The sequence below is a fragment of the Providencia xihuensis genome, from assembly GCF_041953405.1.
Taxonomy (GTDB): Bacteria; Pseudomonadota; Gammaproteobacteria; order Enterobacterales; family Enterobacteriaceae; genus Providencia; species Providencia vermicola.
The window spans coordinates 2,955,579-2,974,517 of the sequence record NZ_CP169565.1 but is presented as its reverse complement, the minus strand read 5'-3'; the positions used below and the strand labels follow the sequence as shown (position 1 = coordinate 2,974,517).

Genomic DNA, 18,939 nt, shown 5'->3' with positions numbered 1-18,939 from the left:
TTTCCGGCAGTCAGCGTTAAGTGAAACCTAAGCGAAACTGGATAAAAACCATGGATATTACTGAGTTTTATCAAACATTTTTCGATGAAGCCGACGAGTTGCTCAGGGATATGGAACAACATTTACTTGAGCTTGATCCTTTTGACCCGGATAGCGAGCAGCTAAATGCCATTTTCCGTAGTGCGCACTCAATAAAAGGAGGTGCTGCAACCTTTGGTTTCACTCAGTTGCAAAACACCACGCACACACTGGAAAACCTGCTCGATAAGGCACGCCATGATGAGTTGGCCCTCACTCCTGACATCATAGATGTATTTTTGGATACCAAAGATGTTATGGCCTCGCAGCTCGATGCTTACAAAAATGATTCTTTACCCGATGAAGAGTCATTTAAACGAATTTGTGAAGTGCTTAGTCGTGTTGAGAACCATGCCGAAGAGGTCATTGAGGCAGAGTCTATTATTGAAGACATTGTACAAGTAGAAGAAGTGACGTCAGAAATTCAACAAATTGACGCTAAAGGGGAATTTTCGCATTACTTTAAAATCACATTAAGTGGACTTAAAGAAACCGAAGTCGATTTACTTGCCGACGAGCTCGAACTGTTTGGTCATTTATATCATACGGAAAAATCGACCGATAGCCTCCAAGTATGGTTAGGCACAAATACCGATATTGAGGATATTTGTGGGGTACTGTGTTTTGTGGTGGATGAATCACAAATTGCACAAGACGCTATCACGTTTGCTGATTGCCAAGCTTTTATGCCACAAGCAGAAAGAAAAAGTGAACCTGAAGCCGTTCAAGATGCGGAAATTGTGCTTCCAAAAGAAGTCGTTAACCCTACCGTGGTTTCGAGCCCTTCGAAAAAAACAGCAGTAACAAAACCGAAAGGGGACTCCAGCAGTATTCGTGTTGCCGTGGAAAAAGTCGATCAACTTATCAACCTGGTCGGTGAGTTAGTAATTATCCAATCCATGCTGACACAGCACAGCCAACACGTTGATCAAAATGAATACAGTGATTTACTGAGCTCTATTGTTCAATTGGAGCGTAACTCGCGAGCCCTGCAAGAGTCCGTCATGTCTATTCGTATGATGCCAATGGACTATGTTTTCAGTCGTTTCCCACGCATGGTGCGTGATATTGCCTCTAAATTAGGCAAGAAAATTGAATTAAAAGTGGAAGGTAGTTCGACTGAACTTGATAAGAGCCTGATAGAGCGCATTGTCGACCCGCTAAATCACCTTGTCCGTAATAGCTTAGACCATGGTATTGAAAAACCAGATGTCCGTGTGGCAAATGGAAAACCAGAAGCGGGGACATTGACTCTCGCAGCTGCACATCAAAGCGGCAATATTTGTATTGAGGTGCGTGATGACGGGGCAGGTCTAAACCGTGAGCGTATTTTGGCTAAAGCCCGTTCTCAAGGGATGAATGTGCATGATGGCATGAGTAACGATGAAGTGGCGATGCTTATTATGGCACCAGGCTTCTCCACTGCAGAAGTGGTGACTGATGTATCGGGTCGCGGTGTGGGGATGGATGTGGTGAAAAGGAACATTCAAGATATGGGCGGCCGTATCCAAATCGGCTTTACCGAAGGCAAAGGAACTATCATTCGAATTTTACTTCCTTTAACCCTTGCCATTCTTGATGGAATGTCAGTAAAAGTGGCAGAAGATGTTTTTATCGTGCCTTTAAGCGCCATCATCAGCACTTTACAACCACGACAAGAAGATATTTACCGCCTTGCGGGTGAAGAAAAAATGCTTTTAGTTCGCGGTGAATATCTGCCATTGGTCGAGCTACACCATGTCTTTTCTATTGAAGAAGCGGAGCGCAATTTGGATAACAGCATTGTGCTTATTATTCAAAATGCGGGGCACCGTTTTGCATTGCTTGTGGACAAATTGGTCGGACAGCAACAAGTCGTGGTGAAAAATATCGAAAGTAACTACCGAAAAATTCCAGGTATTTCTGCTGCAACGATTATGGGCGACGGTTCTGTTGCATTGATTTTAGATGTGGCTGAGCTGCAAAAAATGAATAACAGCATTTTGATCAAAAAGAAACATCAGGTTTCCCAACCTGTCGTGCACTAAATAGAGGCCATATACCATGTCTATGTTAGATGATGATTTAAATAAACACGAAGAAGAAAAAAACGGCGAAGGTTACCTTATTTTCACTTTAGGTGAGGAAGAGTACGGCATTGAAATTTTAAAAGTGCAGGAAATTCGGGGGTACGAGCAAGTCACTCGCATCGCAAATACACCTGACTTTATCAAGGGGGTTACGAACTTACGCGGAGTCATTATCCCAATCATTGATTTACGGGTGAAATTCTCTCATGAAAATGTGGTGTACAACGATAACACCGTTGTGATTGTTGTGAATTTAAAAGACCGAGTGGTTGGCATTGTGGTTGATGGCGTTTCGGATGTGTTGGTGCTCAATGAAGAGCAAATTGCACCGCCGCCCGATTTTGCAGTGACGTTATCCACCCAATATCTCACTGGTTTAGGGACACTCAATGACCGCATGTTGATTTTAGTGGACATTGAAAAGCTACTGACTAGTGACGAAATGGCGCTTATTGACAGCATGGCTGAGTAACTCTCAGCCTAAATAATTGCTCAAATAATAATAAGTCATTAACTAAAGTTTTTGGTTAGATGACCGATATCCAAAATACAACAAATAATGTTAGTAAAACGTCATGTACAGTCGAATTAAAATCGTATCAGGACTTTTGTCCGTCATTTTTATCTTTATTTTATTGCAACTGGTATCCAGTGGGTTGATGTTCACTAAACTCGGCGATAACAGCGACAGTATTAGTTATTTAAATTCACTACAACGCCAAAGACAAGTATTAACGGAAAGCTGGGTTAACCTTTTACAGGCCCGAGCCAATTTAAATCGGTCAATCAACGCCTACCTATTAGACGGCCGCAAAATTCAAGATGATGCGACAACAGAAGACCTGATTAAAGCGGCAAAACGTAACTTTAAAGCTGCGGATGATGCTTATGCCCGTTACAACAAGCTGATGCAAAGTTCAGAGTATGATAAAGCCAAGTTTGAACAGCTTTTTAGCACCTATGAAACCTACCGTGATGCATTAATTAAGCTCAGTGATTTCGCGGAAAAAGGAGACTTAGAAGGTTTCTATGCTCATAGAACATCGGGCCATCAAATGAAGTTCGAAGAGCAATTTAATGCTTATTTCGCCGATATTTCAGCCGATTTCCAAAGCGAAGTCGTTAATGCAGATAATAATTATCGCCAATCATTATATATGCTGGTGACATTATCGATTCTGCTCGCCTTTATTGGTTTCTTTAGTTATCGCTATGTGCGTAAAGGCATTATTGAGCCATTAGGTTTATTAAACGAGCGGATTAAAGTCTTCGCATCAGGTGATTTAACGCCTTCCATTACGACAGCCTCGAATAACGAAATTGGCGAATTAGCTAATGGCGTTCAGCACATGCAACAAGAGCTGATTAACACGGTTCGTGGTGTATTAGATGGCAGTGAAACTATTTACCAAGGCACCACTGAAATTGCCGCAGGTAATAACGACCTTTCTTCTCGTACGGAGCAGCAAGTGGCGTGTTTGGAAGAGACATCCGCCAGTATGAGCGAATTAACCGCAACGGTTAAGCAAAATACAGACTACGCCCATCAAGCTAGCGAGTATGCAAACCAAGCGTCTGTTATTGCGAAAGAAGGTGGAAAAGTGGTTTCCAATGTGGTGAGTACCATGTTGAACATTGCTGATAGCTCACAAAAAATCTCTGATATCACTGCCGTGATTGACAGTATTGCCTTCCAAACCAATATCTTAGCACTGAATGCTGCGGTTGAAGCTGCACGAGCGGGTGAGCATGGCCGTGGTTTTGCGGTCGTGGCAGATGAAGTGCGTAACTTAGCACAACGCAGTGCGGATGCCGCGAAAGAAATCAAAACATTGATTGAAGACTCTGTTTCAAGAACAGGAACAGGCGCGCGCCAAGCGGAAGACGCAGGTGAAACGATGACGAAAATTGTGGAATCGGTCACGCGAGTGACAGACATCATGACGCACATCGCAACCGCTTCTGATGAGCAAAGTAAAGGCATTTCGCAGGTCAGCATTGCAGTTGCTGAAATGGATAAAGTGACTCAGCAAAATGCCTCGTTAGTGGAACAATCAGCGGTTGCAGCGAATGTGTTAGAAGAGCAAGTCGCGAAACTGTCGCAGCTTATCTCTATTTTCCGTTTACCACCGTTAAAACAAAGTGAAATACGTAATACAAAGCCAGCAGCAAGAACGGTATCCAATATCGTTAAAACGCCGGATTTAAAAAAATTATCATCGAAGGAACATAAAGATGATGACAACTGGGAAACTTTCTAAACATTAAGCATGGTTTCACGCTGCAAGGCTTTGGCTTTGCAGCGTTTCTGTGCATTAGAAAACAAGCAATGTTTTAAGCGAACAGCTCTCTTAGCTGGCACAAATGGGGATTATCTATGTTTGGTAAAAATATCCGAATTTCGGTGAGTTTATATCTGCTTCTATTTTTATTTTGTGGAATGCAGATTGTGTCGAGCGGGGTTTCTGTTGGAATTGTTGTTAGTGAGTTAAAAGCATTAGAACGTATTGATTTGGGCTCTGATAAGCGTGCAATGCTTGAGGAAACCAATAAACATTTAATACAAGCACGTAATAGCTTAACGCAAATTGCATTGCTGAATAAAGTGAGTGGCCATGACCAGCTTATTGAAGAAACACAAGTCACTTTTGGCAAACTATTAGAAGAAGCGCAAAAAGATTATACCACATTTAAAAACCAACCGATTTTGAGTGAAAAAGAAAACCTTGCAGCTCTTGATGCTAAATATCAAGCTTTTGTCGCAACACTCAAAGCATTAAAAACACACTTAGATAACAAAGATATCGCAGCTTACATTGAGCTTCCAGCCCAAGAAAATCAAGATCAATTAACCCAAGTAATTGATGAATATCTTGAATTATTGAATGCTGAAAATGATGAATCTCTTTCTGCTGCACGCATGTACAACACCTTTGCGTGGAGCTCATTTTGTTCGGTGATTGTGATTATTATTCTGGTGATCGCGTTTGCTCATTATTGGATGAAACGTAAAGTGATTAACCCATTGAAAAGTATGGGTGAACACTTCGCTTTAGTGGCTGATGGCAAACTGAACCAAAATATTGAAATTACGACGGGCGATGAAATCGGTGAAGTATTTGGCAAACTCAAACAAATGCAAGAATCGTTAGCCACTTCCGTCAGTGCATTGCGTTCGAATACTGACCAAATGTATACCGGTATTCGTGAAATTGCTTTAGGTAATAATAACTTATCATCGCGGACTGAACAGCAAGCTGCATCCCTTGAAGAAACGGCAGCCAGTATGGAAGAGCTAACAGCGACCGTTAAGCAGAATGCGGATAACGCGCGTCAAGCCAGTGAGCTCGCCGTCAGTGCATCGAAAACGGCAACGAAAGGCGGTGAAATTACCGAAGATGTTATCGATACCATGACATCAATTTCTAACAGTTCGCAAAAAATTAGCGCAATTATTAGCGTGATTGATGGCATTGCTTTTCAAACCAATATTTTAGCCCTAAATGCAGCGGTTGAAGCGGCGCGTGCGGGTGAGCAAGGTCGTGGGTTCTCCGTTGTCGCTGGCGAAGTTAGGGCATTGGCACAACGTAGTGCTGAAGCGGCAAAAGAGATTAAAACGTTAATTGATGAGTCTGTGGGGCGTGTAAGTCAAGGTTCCCAGCTGGTGAATGAAGCAGGTGCGACCATGAGCGAACTGGTTGCTGCAGTTAATCAAGTGACTGAATTAATGGGAAATATTGCGTCTGCATCGAATGAGCAAAGCCGTGGGATTGAGCAAGTTGCTACAGCAGTGAGTCAAATGGACTTAGTCACACAGCAAAACGCTGCATTAGTCGAGCAATCGACCAGTGCAACTGCGGCACTGGAAGACCAAGCCAATAACTTAGTGGATACTGTGGCATTTTTTGAGCTCCCTGAAAATGCAGTAAACCGTAGTCGGTATTAAGTGTTGAGAAAACTCACAATGAGTTTTCGGCAGAGGGAAATGAATCGTTTTGTGCATTTCCCTTGCCATTAAAGGCAGCGCATTAGGTGGCTGCTTCTGGATTTTTATTGAATAGGACGACAAGTACGATGCTTTTTGTACCACAGATAGAACCACTGACTGATGATGAGTTTGGTCGGGTTTGTCGATTTATTCATAAAAAATCAGGCATAGTCCTAACCATGAATAAAAAAAATATGGTCTATAACCGGCTATTAAAGCGGTTACGTGACTGTAATCTCGACAACTTTTCTGACTATTTACGGATGCTTGAGCGCGAGCCACATAACGCGGAATGGCAAGCTTTCGTCAATGCGTTGACCACAAATTTAACCGCATTCTTTCGTGAGCCACACCATTTTGTCACGTTAACGGATTTTATTCGTACACGTAAAAATAACCCAATCACCATCTGGTGTGCAGCTTCTTCAACAGGGGAAGAGCCTTATTCTATCGCGATGACATTAAGTGATGTACTGGGGCCAAATGCCGTTAATGCCAAAGTGATTGCCAGTGACATTGATACGGAAGTGCTTGAAAAAGCGAAACAAGGTGTTTACCGCATCGAAGAGCTGAAATCACTTAGTGCACTTCAGCGGCAACGTTACTTTATGAAAGGTGTGGGGGAATTTGAAGGGTATGCACGAGTCAAGCCCGCGTTAAGGCAGATGATTGAATTTCGTTACTTAAATTTGAGTGACCATGACTGGCAGCTCCAACATCGCTTTGATGCAATTTTTTGCCGTAACGTAATGATTTATTTCGATAAAGAAATGCAAATAAAAATGCTTGAGCGTTTTGCACCACTGCTTAAGCCAGATGGCTTGTTATTTATTGGGCATTCAGAAAATTTATCACAATTAACACAACGCTTTGTGATCAAAGGACAAACCGTCTACAGCGTGCAAGCTGAAAGGAGGGGGTAATGAAAAAAATTAAAGTGCTATGTGTGGATGACTCAGCACTGATGCGTCAATTAATGCGTGAAATCATTAATAGCCATGAAGACATGGAGGTGGTGGATACAGCGCCTGATCCTTACGTTGCACGTGATTTAATTAAACAGCTCGAACCTGATGTGATCACGTTAGATGTTGAAATGCCTCGTATGGATGGTATTGATTTTTTAGAAAAATTAATGCGTTTGCACCCAATGCCAGTGGTGATGGTATCTACATTGACATCAAAAGGCTCCGAAGTAACGCTTAAAGCGTTAGAGCTTGGTGCGGTGGATTTTGTCACTAAACCACAAATCGGCATTCGCGAAACCATGATGAGCTACCGTGACATTATTGGTGAAAAAATTCGTGCGGCGGCAATGTCTAAGATCACTCAACGCAGTCGGTTTGCGCGGCCAGAGAAAAAAATGTCTGAGCCAGTTGCTCAAGCCAAAGCGTTGTCCCCGTATGTGTGTAACAGCCGTGTGATTGCGGTTGGCGCATCTACTGGCGGGACAGAAGCGATCCGCCAATTTTTAGAAATGCTACCCCGTGAATGCCCACCTGTGGTGATCACGCAGCATATGCCCGCAGGATTTACCCGCTCATTTGCTGACAGACTGAATAAATTGTGTGTACTAACGGTAAAAGAGGCAGAAAACAACGAGTTACTGCAAAAAGGACACGCCTATATCGCGCCAGGTGATTCTCACATGTTGATTGCAGACAAAGGCAAAGGTTTCCAAGTGATTTTGCAACAAAGTGAACCCGTTAATCGCCATCGCCCGTCAGTAGATGTGCTATTTGATTCAGTAGCTCAATGTGTCGGACGAAAATGCATTGGTGTGTTATTGACTGGTATGGGGATGGATGGCGCCAAAGGGTTATTGAATTTACGTAAACAAGGGGCGATTACTTACGCGCAGAACGAAAGTAGCTGTGTGGTATTTGGTATGCCACGAGCTGCGATTGAAATGGATGCAGTGGACGAAGTGCAAGATATTCGAAAAATTGCCCCAAGTGTTTTAGCAAGACTTTCTTCTGTCACTGTGTAGCAGCGGCGGAAATTCACAATTGTATTTGAAGGAGTGGTTATGGCCGCTAAAGATCTTAGTTTTCTGGTTGTTGATGATTTTTCTACCATGCGTCGTATCGTCCGTAACTTATTAAAAGAGCTCGGGTTTAGCAAAATAGAAGAAGCAGAAGACGGTGTTGATGCATTAGAAAAAATCCGTGCGGGTAACATCGACTTTGTTGTTGCAGACTGGAATATGCCAAATATGGATGGCTTAGAACTGCTTAAAACAATTCGTGGCGATGATGCACTTAAGCATATCCCAGTTTTGATGGTAACGGCGGAAGCAAAAAAAGAAAACATCATTGCTGCTGCACAAGCAGGGGCAAGTGGTTATGTGGTTAAACCGTTCACTGCCGCTATCTTAGAAGAAAAACTGAACAAAGTATTTGAAAAAATGGGACTGCAATAATAGTGAGTGCCAAAGGAGATTTTCATGACTGAGCAAGTGGGTATGGAAGGTATTCGCAATGGTAATGATGATTTAAAACAAGTCATTACACGCATTGGTACGCTGATGAGAACCTTGCGTGAAAGTATGCGCGAATTGGGGTTAGAAAAAAGTGTCCAACAGGCTGTTGCAAGCATTCCAGATGGGAAAGACAGACTGCGTTATATCGCGCAAATGACGGCGCAAGCGGCAGAAAAAACCTTAAATGGCATTGATGTCATCAAACCACTGCAAGTGGATATGAATAAAAATGCGCAGACGTTGCAACAGCAATGGCAAGAAACAGCGACTGGTGTGGTTCCTACACAATTGCGTGAGTCAACAGAAGCTTTTTTAGGGCAAGTGATCCAAGACAGCGAAACCACTAAGGCTGAATTACTGGAAATCATGATGGCGCAAGATTTTCAGGACTTAACAGGGCAAGTCATTAAAAAAATGATGGAAGTGGTTGAAGAAGCGGAAAAACAACTGCTGGCATTGTTAATGGAAAATACGCCACCTGAAATGCGTGCGAAAACACAAAACGAAAGTTTACTCAATGGCCCGCAAATCAATAAAGAAGGCGTTAATGTGATGGCATCACAGTCGCAAGTTGATGACCTGCTTGATGAACTTGGTTTTTAGGTTATTACGATAACCTAACCGCTTTTTATGGAGCTACATTAGTTGATAACGATTAACGTAGCTTCATATTATCCATTTCAATTAGTTAACTTACTGTGATCGAGTGTATTCAGATGATAAATAATGATTTGATTTCTACTTTGATAAATGATGAAAAAGGAGAAAGGCGAGAAGAACTTGACCAAGAAACCGCTTGCCTTGAATTAGAAATGCGCAAAGCGTTAATTAGCCAGTTGCGTATGGCTCGCCTTGCTAATAATTTTACGCAAGTTGAAATTGCTGAAAAAATGCAAACACAAAAGCAAAATATTTCTCGTTTAGAAAAAGGGCAGTTTGACCCTAAACTCGGTACGTTACTCAAATATGCGCAAGCTGTTGGCATGCAAATTACGTTAAATCCAACGGCTAAATAATATTGTGCTAGTCATGTTGGTAGACGGCAATAATTTTACTGCCGAGTACATGTTCAAATTGGGCAATAAAATCATCGCTAATATCCCAATTATGAAAGCTAAAACCTAGGTTGCCAAAGGCCCATTGAGGGTTAAATTGCCAACCGAAAAGCGGTGAATGAAAATTGCATTGAAAGCAGGATAAGCTTTCGTTTTTTCCTTCATACCAATCAGAAACGGCATCACCCCATGCATGACTGTGTTCTGTTTGTTCATTGCCGCATTGTGGGCAGTAAATGCCAATCCCATTGCCGCCTGCATGAAAAACAGTGCGTTCTGTGGCAATGGATAGGGTATTTTTTAATTGGTTTTCAGGTAGTTGGGTGGGAACAATACTGCCATCAATAACATATAAAATAGGTTCTTTATAAGCAGGCATTGGGCGATAAATTACCTTATCATATTCAATCGCTTGGAAGCTAGGGTCGATGATCCCTTGTGTTTGTAGCCAATTTAGCATGCGAGCCGCTTCTTTTGGCGCATCTTCAAGTGTGATATCGGGGGCGACTAGGTGGCAAGTATCCATAAGAACCTTATTAATTAAAACCCATCAATGAGTAGGGCAATGGCTTTTTTGATACGTTCTCTTTCATTGTTTAACGTATTGATTTGTTTGAAAAATTATAATTTTGGTACAGCGGCCATTAAGTGAGTCATTAAAATATAGTCATGGTCAAGAACCGAAAGGCATGGGGTTAGTTTATCAGGCACGGGCTGATGTAATAAATCGCTATCATATAAAGGGATGACCAATCGAGTATTCAGGATATCAATAATATCACTTTGAATATCAAATAAGTAGGGAGCATGAATAGCATCGCCTCTATTTTGATAGAGATGGTATTGCATTAAAATTCCCTGTATTTGTCTGAGAATAGTCCATGCTCTTTGCTGATCCTATTGAGTTCATTGAAACCCGCGATGTTTTTTTCTTTCCACTTTATGGTTTCCACTTTTTTTAATTCTTCGGCTAATGCCTTACATAAGATGGCTGATAAATTTAATTTCGCTTATTTGGCTTGCTCATATAGCTCGGGTGTAACGGTTACACTCACCGTTTTTTTAACCCTATGTGTTACCAGACTGCTCATGATAAATTCCTTATACATGTGTATTCACCCGTGTAAGCTGTCACGGTTTCGTGTGAATATGGATATTTTATCGCCATTTTTGAGCAGCGCGAGAAAAATATAATTGCCCGTTTTTTATTTGCCAAGCGCTTCGCAAAGTTGTTGTCTTATTGCTCAATAGGCAAATAACCCCCTCGAACTGCGTCTATTTTCCACCATTGATTTTTTTACACTCTGTCATGCTATAGCGATAACTCGTATTTTCGCTAAATTTTGGAACCACGGTGTCCGACGAGAGTGATGTAGAAAAAACAGAAGAGCCCACCCCCCATAAAAAGCAAAAAGCCAAAGATGATGGGCAAATCGTTCGTTCAAAGGAACTTAGCTCGCTAATGATGATGTTGGCGGGTATCAGTTTGCTCTGGTTAAGCGGGGGGCACCTTGCGGCACAACTTCGCCAAATTGCCCGACAAGGCTTTATTTTTGATGGCCATTATTTGCAAAATACAGGCTTAATGATCAGCTATTTAGGGCGTGTGGTCAGTGAGGCATTATTTGCATTATTGCCTGTTATTGGCGGTTTAGCGCTCGTCGGGATTTCCGCGTCGTCTTTAGTGGGCGGGTTAGTGTTTAACAGTAAATTGATTAAGTTCGATTTAAAAAAGCTCAACCCAATTAAAGGGCTAAAACGTATTTTTTCAATGAATGCGTTATCAGAATTGTTCAAGGCAATTTTGAAATCATTGTTTGTTGGGTTGGGGGCATTTATTTTTTTATGGCAAAGCTGGCCTTCATTGCTGCATTTAGTGATGGAGTCACCTGTTACCGCACTGAGTAATGCCCTGCAAAAAGTGATTTTTGCGGGGTATTTGATTGTGTTTTTGCTGATCCCAATGGTGGCATTTGACGTGTTTTATCAATTTCGCTCTCATTTGAAGAAATTGCGTATGAGCCGCCAAGAAATTAAAGATGAGTTTAAGCAGCAAGAGGGTGACCCACATATTAAAGCGAAAATTCGCCAACAACAGCGGGCGATAGCGCGAAATCGCATGATGGCGGATGTGCCACTTGCCGATGTGATAGTGACTAACCCCACGCACTATGCAGTGGCGCTGAAATATGATGATAAACGTATGGGGGCACCAAAAGTGTTGGCGAAAGGCGCAGGGGTGATAGCGCAGCGCATTAAGGAAATTGGTGAAGAACACCGAATATTACAATTAGAAGCACCGCCGCTTGCAAGGGCGTTATATCGTCATGCAGAGATAGGGCAAAGCATCCCTGTCGCGTTATATGCGGCGGTTGCAGAAGTTTTAGCATGGGTTTACCAACTGCGCCGCTGGCGTCGTGAAGGTGGGCTCAGACCGAAAAAACCGAAAAATTTACCAGTGCCACCGACGCTGGACTTTGCTGGAGATAACAATCGCGATGGCTAATTTGGCTGCACTTTTAAAATTGCCGAAAAACTTACAAGGAACGCAGTGGCAAATACTCGCGGGTCCAGTTCTAATCTTATTGATTTTGTCGATGATGGTATTGCCATTACCCGCATTTTTATTGGATTTACTGTTTACCTTTAATATTGCGCTTTCCATCATGGTGTTATTGGTGGCGATGTTCACTAAACGAACCCTTGATTTTGCTGCATTTCCAACTATCTTACTATTCGCCACGCTATTACGCCTATCGTTGAATATCGCATCAACACGAATTATTTTGTTGGATGGGCATACAGGGCCTGACGCTGCAGGTCGAGTCGTTGAGGCATTCGGCCACTTTTTAGTGGGCGGCAACTTTGCCATTGGTATTGTGGTATTTATCATTCTGGTTTTGATTAACTTTATGGTTATCACCAAAGGAGCGGGGCGTATCGCCGAAGTGGGTGCTCGCTTTGTGTTAGACGGAATGCCTGGTAAGCAAATGGCTATCGATGCTGACCTCAATGCAGGGATCATCAATGATGATGAAGCCAAAAAACGTCGTGCAGAAGTGACGCAAGAAGCGGATTTTTACGGTTCGATGGACGGTGCCAGTAAATTCGTACGTGGCGATGCTATCGCGGGGATCATGATTATGGTGATCAACGTGGTCGGCGGGTTAATCGTTGGTGTAGGTCAACACAATATGTCGCTAGGGGAGGCCACGAGCGCCTACACCTTGCTGACAATCGGTGATGGTCTTGTTGCCCAAATTCCTGCGTTGATTATCTCCACAGCGGCAGGGGTTATCGTAACTCGTGTTGCGACGGATGAAGACGTCGGTGAGCAGATGGTCAACCAACTGTTTAATAACCCGCGTGTTATGTGGTTGAGTGCAGGTGTTTTGGGTTTGATAGGCCTGATCCCAGGGATGCCAAACTTTGTCTTCTTATTATTTACAGCAGCACTTGCGGGATTAGGTTGGTATTTAGTACGTAAATCACAACAACCAGAAAGTGCAAAGGGCGATAATAACCAAGCACAACATTTCCAAGAAGCCAACAAGGTGGTAGAAGCCACGTGGGATGATGTGCAATTAGAAGACTTATTGGCAATGGAGGTGGGCTACCGTTTGATCCCACTTGTGGATAACGACCAGCAAGGTGAATTATTAGGCCGTCTGCGAGGATTGCGTAAAAAATTCGCTCAAGAAGTCGGTTACTTACCGCCAGTTGTCCACATTTGTGACAATTTAGCGCTTTCCCCTTGTGAGTACCGTATTTTAATTAAAGGTGCAGAGGTAGGACGCGGCGAAGCGCAACCAGGGCGTAGTTTAGCCATTGATCCTGGTAATGCCGCGGGGACGTTACAAGGGGATGCAACAAGAGAGCCCGCTTTTGGTTTACCTGCAGTTTGGATTGATGACGACTTACGCGAAGAAGCGCAAATTCAAGGTTATACCGTGGTTTCAGCGAGTACGGCGGTTGCAACACACTTCAACCAAATTTTACTGCAAAACTCGAGCACATTATTTGGTCGCCAAGAAGCACAAATGCTGTATGACCGAGTGAAAAAAGAGATGCCGAAACTGGCAGATGACCTGATCCCAGACACGATTTCGTTAACGATTTTGCATCGTGTTTTGCAAAATTTATTAATGGAAGATGTGGTGATCCGCGATATGCGCACCATCATTGAAACGTTAGCGGAAATGGCAGGGGAAAATGGTGAGCAAAAAGACACTGATTACCTCACATCACAAGTTCGTATTGCACTAGGCCGTGCGATTACTCAGCAATGGTTTGGTAATGCGGAAGAAATTCAAGTGATTGGGTTAGATGCCGGACTGGAACAAATTCTTCTGCAAGCGGCGAAAAATGGCGGTGGATTAGAGCCAAACCTTGCGCAGTTTATCCAAACGCAAGCGGAGCAAGCGGTTTCTCACCAAGAGGCGATGGGTGCGCCTAATGTCTTGTTAGTGAATCATGCGTTGCGGGTAATTCTTTCGCGCTTTTTGCGCCGCAGCTTGCCACAATTGGTGGTGATGTCGAATTTAGAAATGACAGATCACCGTAAAATTAGAATGACGTCAATGATCAGCGGCAGTTGATAAGAGCGTGTATTCGCCAAGATGAATGGCGAATATTATTGAGATAAAAGGAGCGGGGAGATTCTTATCAAGCCGCTCTTTTTTTGTATACCCCATACGGGAATCTAACCTGAATTCGGATTTACTTTTATTTTAACTGAGCTGTAGTAATTTTTACTATAGTTAAATTATGGGGGCTATGGATAGCTATCTATAAAACGAAGATGTTTAATCATAGTATCAAAAAAGATAAATATTAGTGATTTTGAATTGATTAATGCGGTAATGGATGTGTTTGCAGGCCAATATGAAGCCCATCTTGGTAGTGGCGTTATTAAAAAGCGTTTACCACTACAAGGAAAAGGAAAAAGCGGAGGCGTCAGAACGCTTATTTTTATAAGCAGGAGCGGCACTTATTTTTGTATATGCTTGGCTGAAATCTCGTTTAAATGCAAAAGGAACCAAAGAAATTGAGGACGATACACTTGAATCTTATAAAGATATCGTGAAGGTACTTTTGTAATTAGATGATGAAAAAATAATGAAAATGCTAAAAGCTAACCTGTTAGTGGAGGTTAATTATGAATAATAAAATTAATGAGTTACTGCAATTTGCCCATCTTACACCAATGACAGGGGAAGATATTAAGCGCATTCGTGAGCAAAATAATATCTCACAATCTTCCCTTGCACTTATCTTAAACATGACGAAAGAGAGTGTGTCTAAGTGGGAAAGAGGGGGAGATTAAGCCTAATGGCGTGGCATTGAGGCTTCTCACAATGATAGATGAGAGAATGTTTATTATTTAATTAATGCATTTTAAATAAACTGCTCTGCAAGCTAAATCGAAATTTTCTTACCTAAAACAGGGCGTTTTGATTCTAAGCCATCAGCACCATAGGTAGATTGGTTATTGTGTTTTTTGACAAAGTTCAGGCGCTGGGTATTGAGCTCAATGTGTAATTGCAGCATTTGATGGTTACGATAATTTAGCTCTTTAAGATCAGTCGTTAACACTTTAATCGCTTCCCATAGACCAGCCAAGGCCGCATCGCTTTCGTAGGGAGCGGTGATTTCAGCCTGTGCCTCAAGCTGTAAGCGATGGGTTTCACCGTGGCCGATAGCCGCGACAAGAAAGCGTTTTTGCTCAGTCGTTTCTTGGAAGGGTGATGGCGGCACACGGTGATAACCTAATAAGATTTCTTCATTTTTCATCACGATTTGCAGTGATTGTAAATGGGAAAGTTGCTGCTCTAGCAATATCAGTAATTCATCAGTCATAACGGTTATTTATTTCATTGATAACATGCATTCGTGGGCATCGCGTAAAATACCATCTGCAATTTTTTCCGCATCCATCGTTAGGGTGCCATCTTTAATAGCTTGTTTAATTCTTTCAACCTTTGCGAGGTTGATATCAGAGGCTTGCGGTTGCAATAATTTTTTTTGTAATTCGCTAGGTGCAAAAGTACTTTCTTTGACAGTGACATCAGCAGCAACTTTTTTATCGCGCATCGGGGCCGCCGCATCTTGCGGATCACGGTTTGTTACTTGAGTCAGCGCAGAAATTGCAGGGGTTTGCTCAATAGCCATAATGTATTTTCCTATTCCCGATTTTTATCATATGTCAGTTATCGGCGTATTTTTGGGGATCTTTAGTCTGTATAGTGTTACAAAATGTTGCTTTTATTCGTCATATTTCAAGTCGCCTCTGTGTTAACTGCGCTCATTCGCACTAGTCACTTACTTATGTAAGCTCCTAGCGACTCATTCACTTGTTGCCTTGATGCGACTTGAACTATTTAGAATAAACGTTCATTTTACCTTAAGGTAAACATTCATTTTGAGCAATTTTATGTCAAAGATAGATTCGTCATATTTCAAGTCGCCTCTGTGTTAATTGCGCTCATTCGCACTAGTCACTTACTTATGTAAGCTTCTAGCGACTCATTCACTTGTTGCCTTGATGCGACTTGAACTATTTAGAATAAACGTTCATTTTACCTTAAGGTAAACATTCATTTTGAGCAATTTTATGTCAAAGATAGATTCGTCATATTTCAAAGGACTTCAGTCTGGATGGCATTTATTTTAACGCAATATTAACACTGCCATTCTCTTGTGCTAACCCATTGACCACTTGACCATTGAGCAATCTTACACGAATATTTTGCCCAGCGGTGGCATTATTAATCGCGCGTCCCTCATATTTCACCGAAAAATTATCCCCATTGGCAAATACAAATACGGTTTGCCCAGCTTTAATCGCCCAAGGTTGCCTAACCATTGATTTGGTGAATGTTTGTCCTGCAGTAATTGTGCGTAGCACAATTGCGCCCCGCAGCGCCATTTTGTCCGTACTGGCTCCAGTTGGTAATTTGTGTAGCAGGCCTTTTTTGGTTCCGATATCAACAAATTCAATCGTTTCACCGCGGCTTAAATTACGAGTTGCAACATAATATTGTCCCGTCACATTAACTGTGAGCTGCAAAAACTGTTTTTTCTTCCCACATAGCACAGGTATCGACACATTTCCCATGTTGCGTCCACCAATAGGCGGGCTGATCTGCGGTTTATCACAGTTTGGCCATTTTTCAATCGGTGTTTTTATCTCAATGGAAACGTGGTTGTTTTTGCCATGCACTTGACGAAAATAGTGATTGATATCTTGTGGAAGAGAGGCTTGAGATAGCGTTGGAGTTAAGCTTAATCCACTGATTATTATGCAATAGGTCAATTTCTTAAGATTAGCCATCGGGTTACTCGCTCCTTTATCAACACACTTTTTCACGCTTGCAGTTTACCCACCTCTTTCATAATGAATGAGCCAAATAGGTCAATTATTTTGCCTTTATCCCGCCATTAGATTTTTTCGTAGACCGCTAAGATATGCACGTCGAATTTTAACTTTCGTACTCTCTTGATGGGTTTTGCCTAATTGAGGGGGCGAATATAACGAGCGTTCGTAGTCAACATCGCTATACATCCATTAAGGATCATCATGATTGATAAGTTAAATGCCACGTTTGCCTTCCAGCAGCAGGCGTTGTCAATACGTGAAGCTAGGCAAACTGTTTTGGCTTCCAATATTGCTAATGCGGACACACCGGGTTATCAGGCGCGGGATATTGATTTTAATCGTCAACTCCAACAAGCGATGGATAAAGGCGCTGTGAATGGCAAGGGGGTGGCACTGGCGGTGACAGCCAAAGGTCATATTGAAGGCCGAGGTATTAAGGCACCAAATATGGATTTGAAATACCGCGTCCCTTACCAAACCTCAATGGATGGTAATACCGTCGATATGGATATTGAACGCAGTCAATTCGCCGATAACACCCTGAAATATCAGGCTGATCTTACATTTATTAATAGCCGCGTTAAAAGCATGTTGGCTGTTTTACAGCAAGGGTAATCATTATGGCCTTACTGAGTATTTTTGACATTTCAGCTTCTGCATTAACTGCCCAGTCTCAGCGCTTAAACGTCAGTGCAAGCAACATGGCTAACGCAGAAAGTATTGCGGGGCCTGATGGGCAGCCGTATCGCGCTAAACAAGTGGTTTTCCAGATGGCACCACAAGGCCGCCACGAAGTGGGTGGCGTAAAAGTCAGTGAACTGATTGAAGACCCAGCACCACCACGTATGGAATACAAACCTGGTCACCCTTTAGCGGATGAGAAAGGGTATGTGCAAATGCCTAACGTAGATATGGTGGGGGAAATGATCAACACCATTTCGGCCTCTCGTAGCTACCAAGCCAACTTAGAAGTGATGAATACAGCAAAAACCTTGCTGCAAAAAACACTGACTATTGGCCAGTAACGGAGGTATGACATGGGGATTGCAGCCACGATGTACGATTCTTTGGACAACACTACCGCAGGGCCAGAACCTGCGGCAAGTAATGTGCCTAAGAAAAGTCAAAGTGATGATATGCGTGACACTTTTTTGAAAATGATTGTGACGCAAATGCAAAACCAAGACCCAACGAACCCGATGGAAAATACCGATTTAACCAGCCAATTGGCACAAATTGCCACGCTGGAAAGTATGAATAAACTCAGCGATAACGTGAGTGGTATTTCCCAACAAATCGGCTCAGGGCAATCACTACAAGCTACCGCTCTGGTGGGCAAAGGCGTACTTATTCCGCGTAATGAAATTGTTTTAGCTCCGCTTAAAAAAGAGAGTTCAGGCGAAAATAGCACGGTGACGAAACCATCGAACCCGTTACCCGATGAAGGAATTAGTCCAAACAGCCCATCTACCGCAGCGTTGAGCAATCAAAACACCTCTGAAGAGGACGGCGAAGAGCCAAAATCTGAATTTATTTCATCGCCATTTGGTTTCTTTTTACCGAAATTGGCCGATAGCGTTGAAATCACTATTCGCGACAAAAACAAAATGGTTGTGCGAACCATCACCTATGACTCTGAAGTTAAGCCCGACATTTATGACATGGCATGGGATGGTTTGGACAACAACGGCAATTTAGTCACCGATACGAAAGGGAAATATTACTTTGATGTGAGAGCTATCAGAAACGGGGCTGAAGTTGAGGTCACGAAACTGGGCTATACCCGCGTCAATGGTGTCACACCAGGATCTGACGCGCCATTATTAGATGTTGGCATCGGGCAAAGTGTGCCTCTTAGTAGCATTTTCAAAGTTTACCCTTCTTCTTAA

At 42.5% G+C, this 18,939-nt stretch carries 21 protein-coding genes and 1 pseudogene; 16 read left to right on the top strand and 6 right to left on the bottom strand.

The genetic code is table 11. The annotated features are described in order from the left end of the window. The first annotated feature begins 50 nt into the window (after nt 1–50). From cheA to ACE2AL_RS13435, 9 genes are all read left to right on the top strand, one after another. Nucleotides 51–2,105 (top strand): chemotaxis protein CheA, encoded by a 2,055-nt coding sequence (cheA, locus tag ACE2AL_RS13475; protein WP_272538690.1) that lies wholly within the window; start codon nt 51–53, stop codon nt 2,103–2,105. A gap of 16 nt (nt 2,106–2,121) precedes the next feature. After that, a complete protein-coding gene (gene cheW, locus ACE2AL_RS13470; RefSeq protein ID WP_004909833.1) occupies nt 2,122–2,619 on the top strand; it encodes a chemotaxis protein CheW in 498 nt (165 codons plus the stop codon). Between the two features lie 103 nt (nt 2,620–2,722). Then, nucleotides 2,723–4,408, top strand: a complete 1,686-nt coding sequence (locus tag ACE2AL_RS13465; protein WP_206083833.1) for a methyl-accepting chemotaxis protein — start codon at nt 2,723–2,725, stop codon at nt 4,406–4,408. Between the two features lie 116 nt (nt 4,409–4,524). After that, nucleotides 4,525–6,093 carry a methyl-accepting chemotaxis protein gene (locus tag ACE2AL_RS13460; protein ID WP_206083834.1) on the top strand — a complete coding sequence of 523 codons (1,569 nt, stop codon included), beginning with the start codon at nt 4,525–4,527 and terminating at the stop codon, nt 6,091–6,093. 128 nt (nt 6,094–6,221) lie between these two features. After that, nucleotides 6,222–7,058: a CheR family methyltransferase gene (locus ACE2AL_RS13455; protein WP_206083835.1), complete on the top strand. Its 837-nt coding sequence runs from the start codon at nt 6,222–6,224 to the stop codon at nt 7,056–7,058. After that, nucleotides 7,058–8,125 (top strand): chemotaxis response regulator protein-glutamate methylesterase, encoded by a 1,068-nt coding sequence (locus ACE2AL_RS13450; RefSeq protein WP_206083836.1) that lies wholly within the window; start codon nt 7,058–7,060, stop codon nt 8,123–8,125. Before ACE2AL_RS13455 ends, ACE2AL_RS13450 begins: the two co-directional genes overlap by 1 nt. A 39-nt stretch (nt 8,126–8,164) precedes the next feature. Beyond that, nucleotides 8,165–8,557 carry a chemotaxis response regulator CheY gene (gene cheY, locus ACE2AL_RS13445; RefSeq protein ID WP_206083837.1) on the top strand — a complete coding sequence of 131 codons (393 nt, stop codon included), beginning with the start codon at nt 8,165–8,167 and terminating at the stop codon, nt 8,555–8,557. A gap of 24 nt (nt 8,558–8,581) precedes the next feature. After that, nucleotides 8,582–9,220, top strand: coding sequence for a protein phosphatase CheZ (locus ACE2AL_RS13440; RefSeq protein WP_047756177.1), 639 nt, complete (start codon nt 8,582–8,584; stop codon nt 9,218–9,220). Between the two features lie 113 nt (nt 9,221–9,333). After that, the gene (locus ACE2AL_RS13435) at nt 9,334–9,633 is read left to right on the top strand and encodes a helix-turn-helix transcriptional regulator (RefSeq protein ID WP_272573711.1); all 300 of its coding nucleotides are present in this window, start codon (nt 9,334–9,336) and stop codon (nt 9,631–9,633) included. 7 nt (nt 9,634–9,640) lie between these two features. Here the strand turns inward: ACE2AL_RS13435 and ACE2AL_RS13430 are convergent, their stop codons facing one another. From ACE2AL_RS13430 to ACE2AL_RS13420, 3 genes and pseudogenes are all read right to left on the bottom strand, one after another. After that, complete coding sequence (locus tag ACE2AL_RS13430; protein ID WP_375083590.1) at nt 9,641–10,198, bottom strand: hypothetical protein; 558 nt, start codon at nt 10,196–10,198, stop codon at nt 9,641–9,643. A 95-nt stretch (nt 10,199–10,293) separates the two neighbouring features. Continuing rightward, nucleotides 10,294–10,521 carry a CcdB family protein gene (locus tag ACE2AL_RS13425; protein ID WP_272538689.1) on the bottom strand — a complete coding sequence of 76 codons (228 nt, stop codon included), beginning with the start codon at nt 10,519–10,521 and terminating at the stop codon, nt 10,294–10,296. Then, nucleotides 10,521–10,667, bottom strand: a pseudogene (locus tag ACE2AL_RS13420) (type II toxin-antitoxin system CcdA family antitoxin); the annotation flags it as partial. The pseudogene ACE2AL_RS13420 and the gene ACE2AL_RS13425, both read right to left, overlap by 1 nt. 359 nt (nt 10,668–11,026) lie before the next feature. Here ACE2AL_RS13420 and flhB point away from each other — a divergent pair. From flhB to ACE2AL_RS13400, 4 genes are all read left to right on the top strand, one after another. After that, nucleotides 11,027–12,178 (top strand): flagellar biosynthesis protein FlhB, encoded by a 1,152-nt coding sequence (gene flhB / locus ACE2AL_RS13415; protein ID WP_206083841.1) that lies wholly within the window; start codon nt 11,027–11,029, stop codon nt 12,176–12,178. Next, entirely contained in the window at nt 12,171–14,270 is a 2,100-nt protein-coding gene (gene flhA, locus ACE2AL_RS13410) for a flagellar biosynthesis protein FlhA (protein WP_206083842.1), read from the top strand. The genes flhB and flhA overlap by 8 nt, the downstream gene beginning before the upstream one ends. A gap of 249 nt (nt 14,271–14,519) precedes the next feature. Next, a complete protein-coding gene (locus tag ACE2AL_RS13405; protein WP_375083589.1) occupies nt 14,520–14,723 on the top strand; it encodes a type II toxin-antitoxin system RelE/ParE family toxin in 204 nt (67 codons plus the stop codon). Between the two features lie 107 nt (nt 14,724–14,830). Continuing rightward, nucleotides 14,831–14,998: a DNA-binding transcriptional regulator gene (locus ACE2AL_RS13400; protein ID WP_241016826.1), complete on the top strand. Its 168-nt coding sequence runs from the start codon at nt 14,831–14,833 to the stop codon at nt 14,996–14,998. A 92-nt stretch (nt 14,999–15,090) separates the two neighbouring features. Here ACE2AL_RS13400 and ACE2AL_RS13395 read toward each other — a convergent pair whose 3' ends face one another. The 3 genes from ACE2AL_RS13395 to flgA all read right to left on the bottom strand — a co-directional run bounded on the left by ACE2AL_RS13395 (nt 15,091) and on the right by flgA (nt 17,005). Further along, on the bottom strand, nt 15,091–15,531 hold the full coding sequence (locus ACE2AL_RS13395; protein ID WP_206083843.1) for a flagella synthesis protein FlgN: 441 nt from the start codon (nt 15,529–15,531) through the stop codon (nt 15,091–15,093). A 9-nt stretch (nt 15,532–15,540) separates the two neighbouring features. Continuing rightward, nucleotides 15,541–15,843: a flagellar biosynthesis anti-sigma factor FlgM gene (flgM, locus tag ACE2AL_RS13390; protein WP_206083844.1), complete on the bottom strand. Its 303-nt coding sequence runs from the start codon at nt 15,841–15,843 to the stop codon at nt 15,541–15,543. Between the two features lie 493 nt (nt 15,844–16,336). Beyond that, on the bottom strand, nt 16,337–17,005 hold the full coding sequence (gene flgA / locus ACE2AL_RS13385) for a flagellar basal body P-ring formation chaperone FlgA (protein WP_272538686.1): 669 nt from the start codon (nt 17,003–17,005) through the stop codon (nt 16,337–16,339). A gap of 246 nt (nt 17,006–17,251) precedes the next feature. Between flgA and flgB the strand changes: the two genes are divergently transcribed. The 3 genes from flgB to ACE2AL_RS13370 are packed head-to-tail and all read left to right on the top strand — an operon-like array spanning nt 17,252 to nt 18,939. Further along, nucleotides 17,252–17,665, top strand: coding sequence for a flagellar basal body rod protein FlgB (gene flgB / locus ACE2AL_RS13380; RefSeq protein ID WP_206083846.1), 414 nt, complete (start codon nt 17,252–17,254; stop codon nt 17,663–17,665). 5 nt (nt 17,666–17,670) lie between these two features. Beyond that, nucleotides 17,671–18,075: a flagellar basal body rod protein FlgC gene (gene flgC / locus ACE2AL_RS13375; protein ID WP_047755990.1), complete on the top strand. Its 405-nt coding sequence runs from the start codon at nt 17,671–17,673 to the stop codon at nt 18,073–18,075. Nucleotides 18,076–18,087: 12 nt separating this feature from the next. Beyond that, nucleotides 18,088–18,939: a flagellar hook assembly protein FlgD gene (locus ACE2AL_RS13370; RefSeq protein ID WP_206083847.1), complete on the top strand. Its 852-nt coding sequence runs from the start codon at nt 18,088–18,090 to the stop codon at nt 18,937–18,939.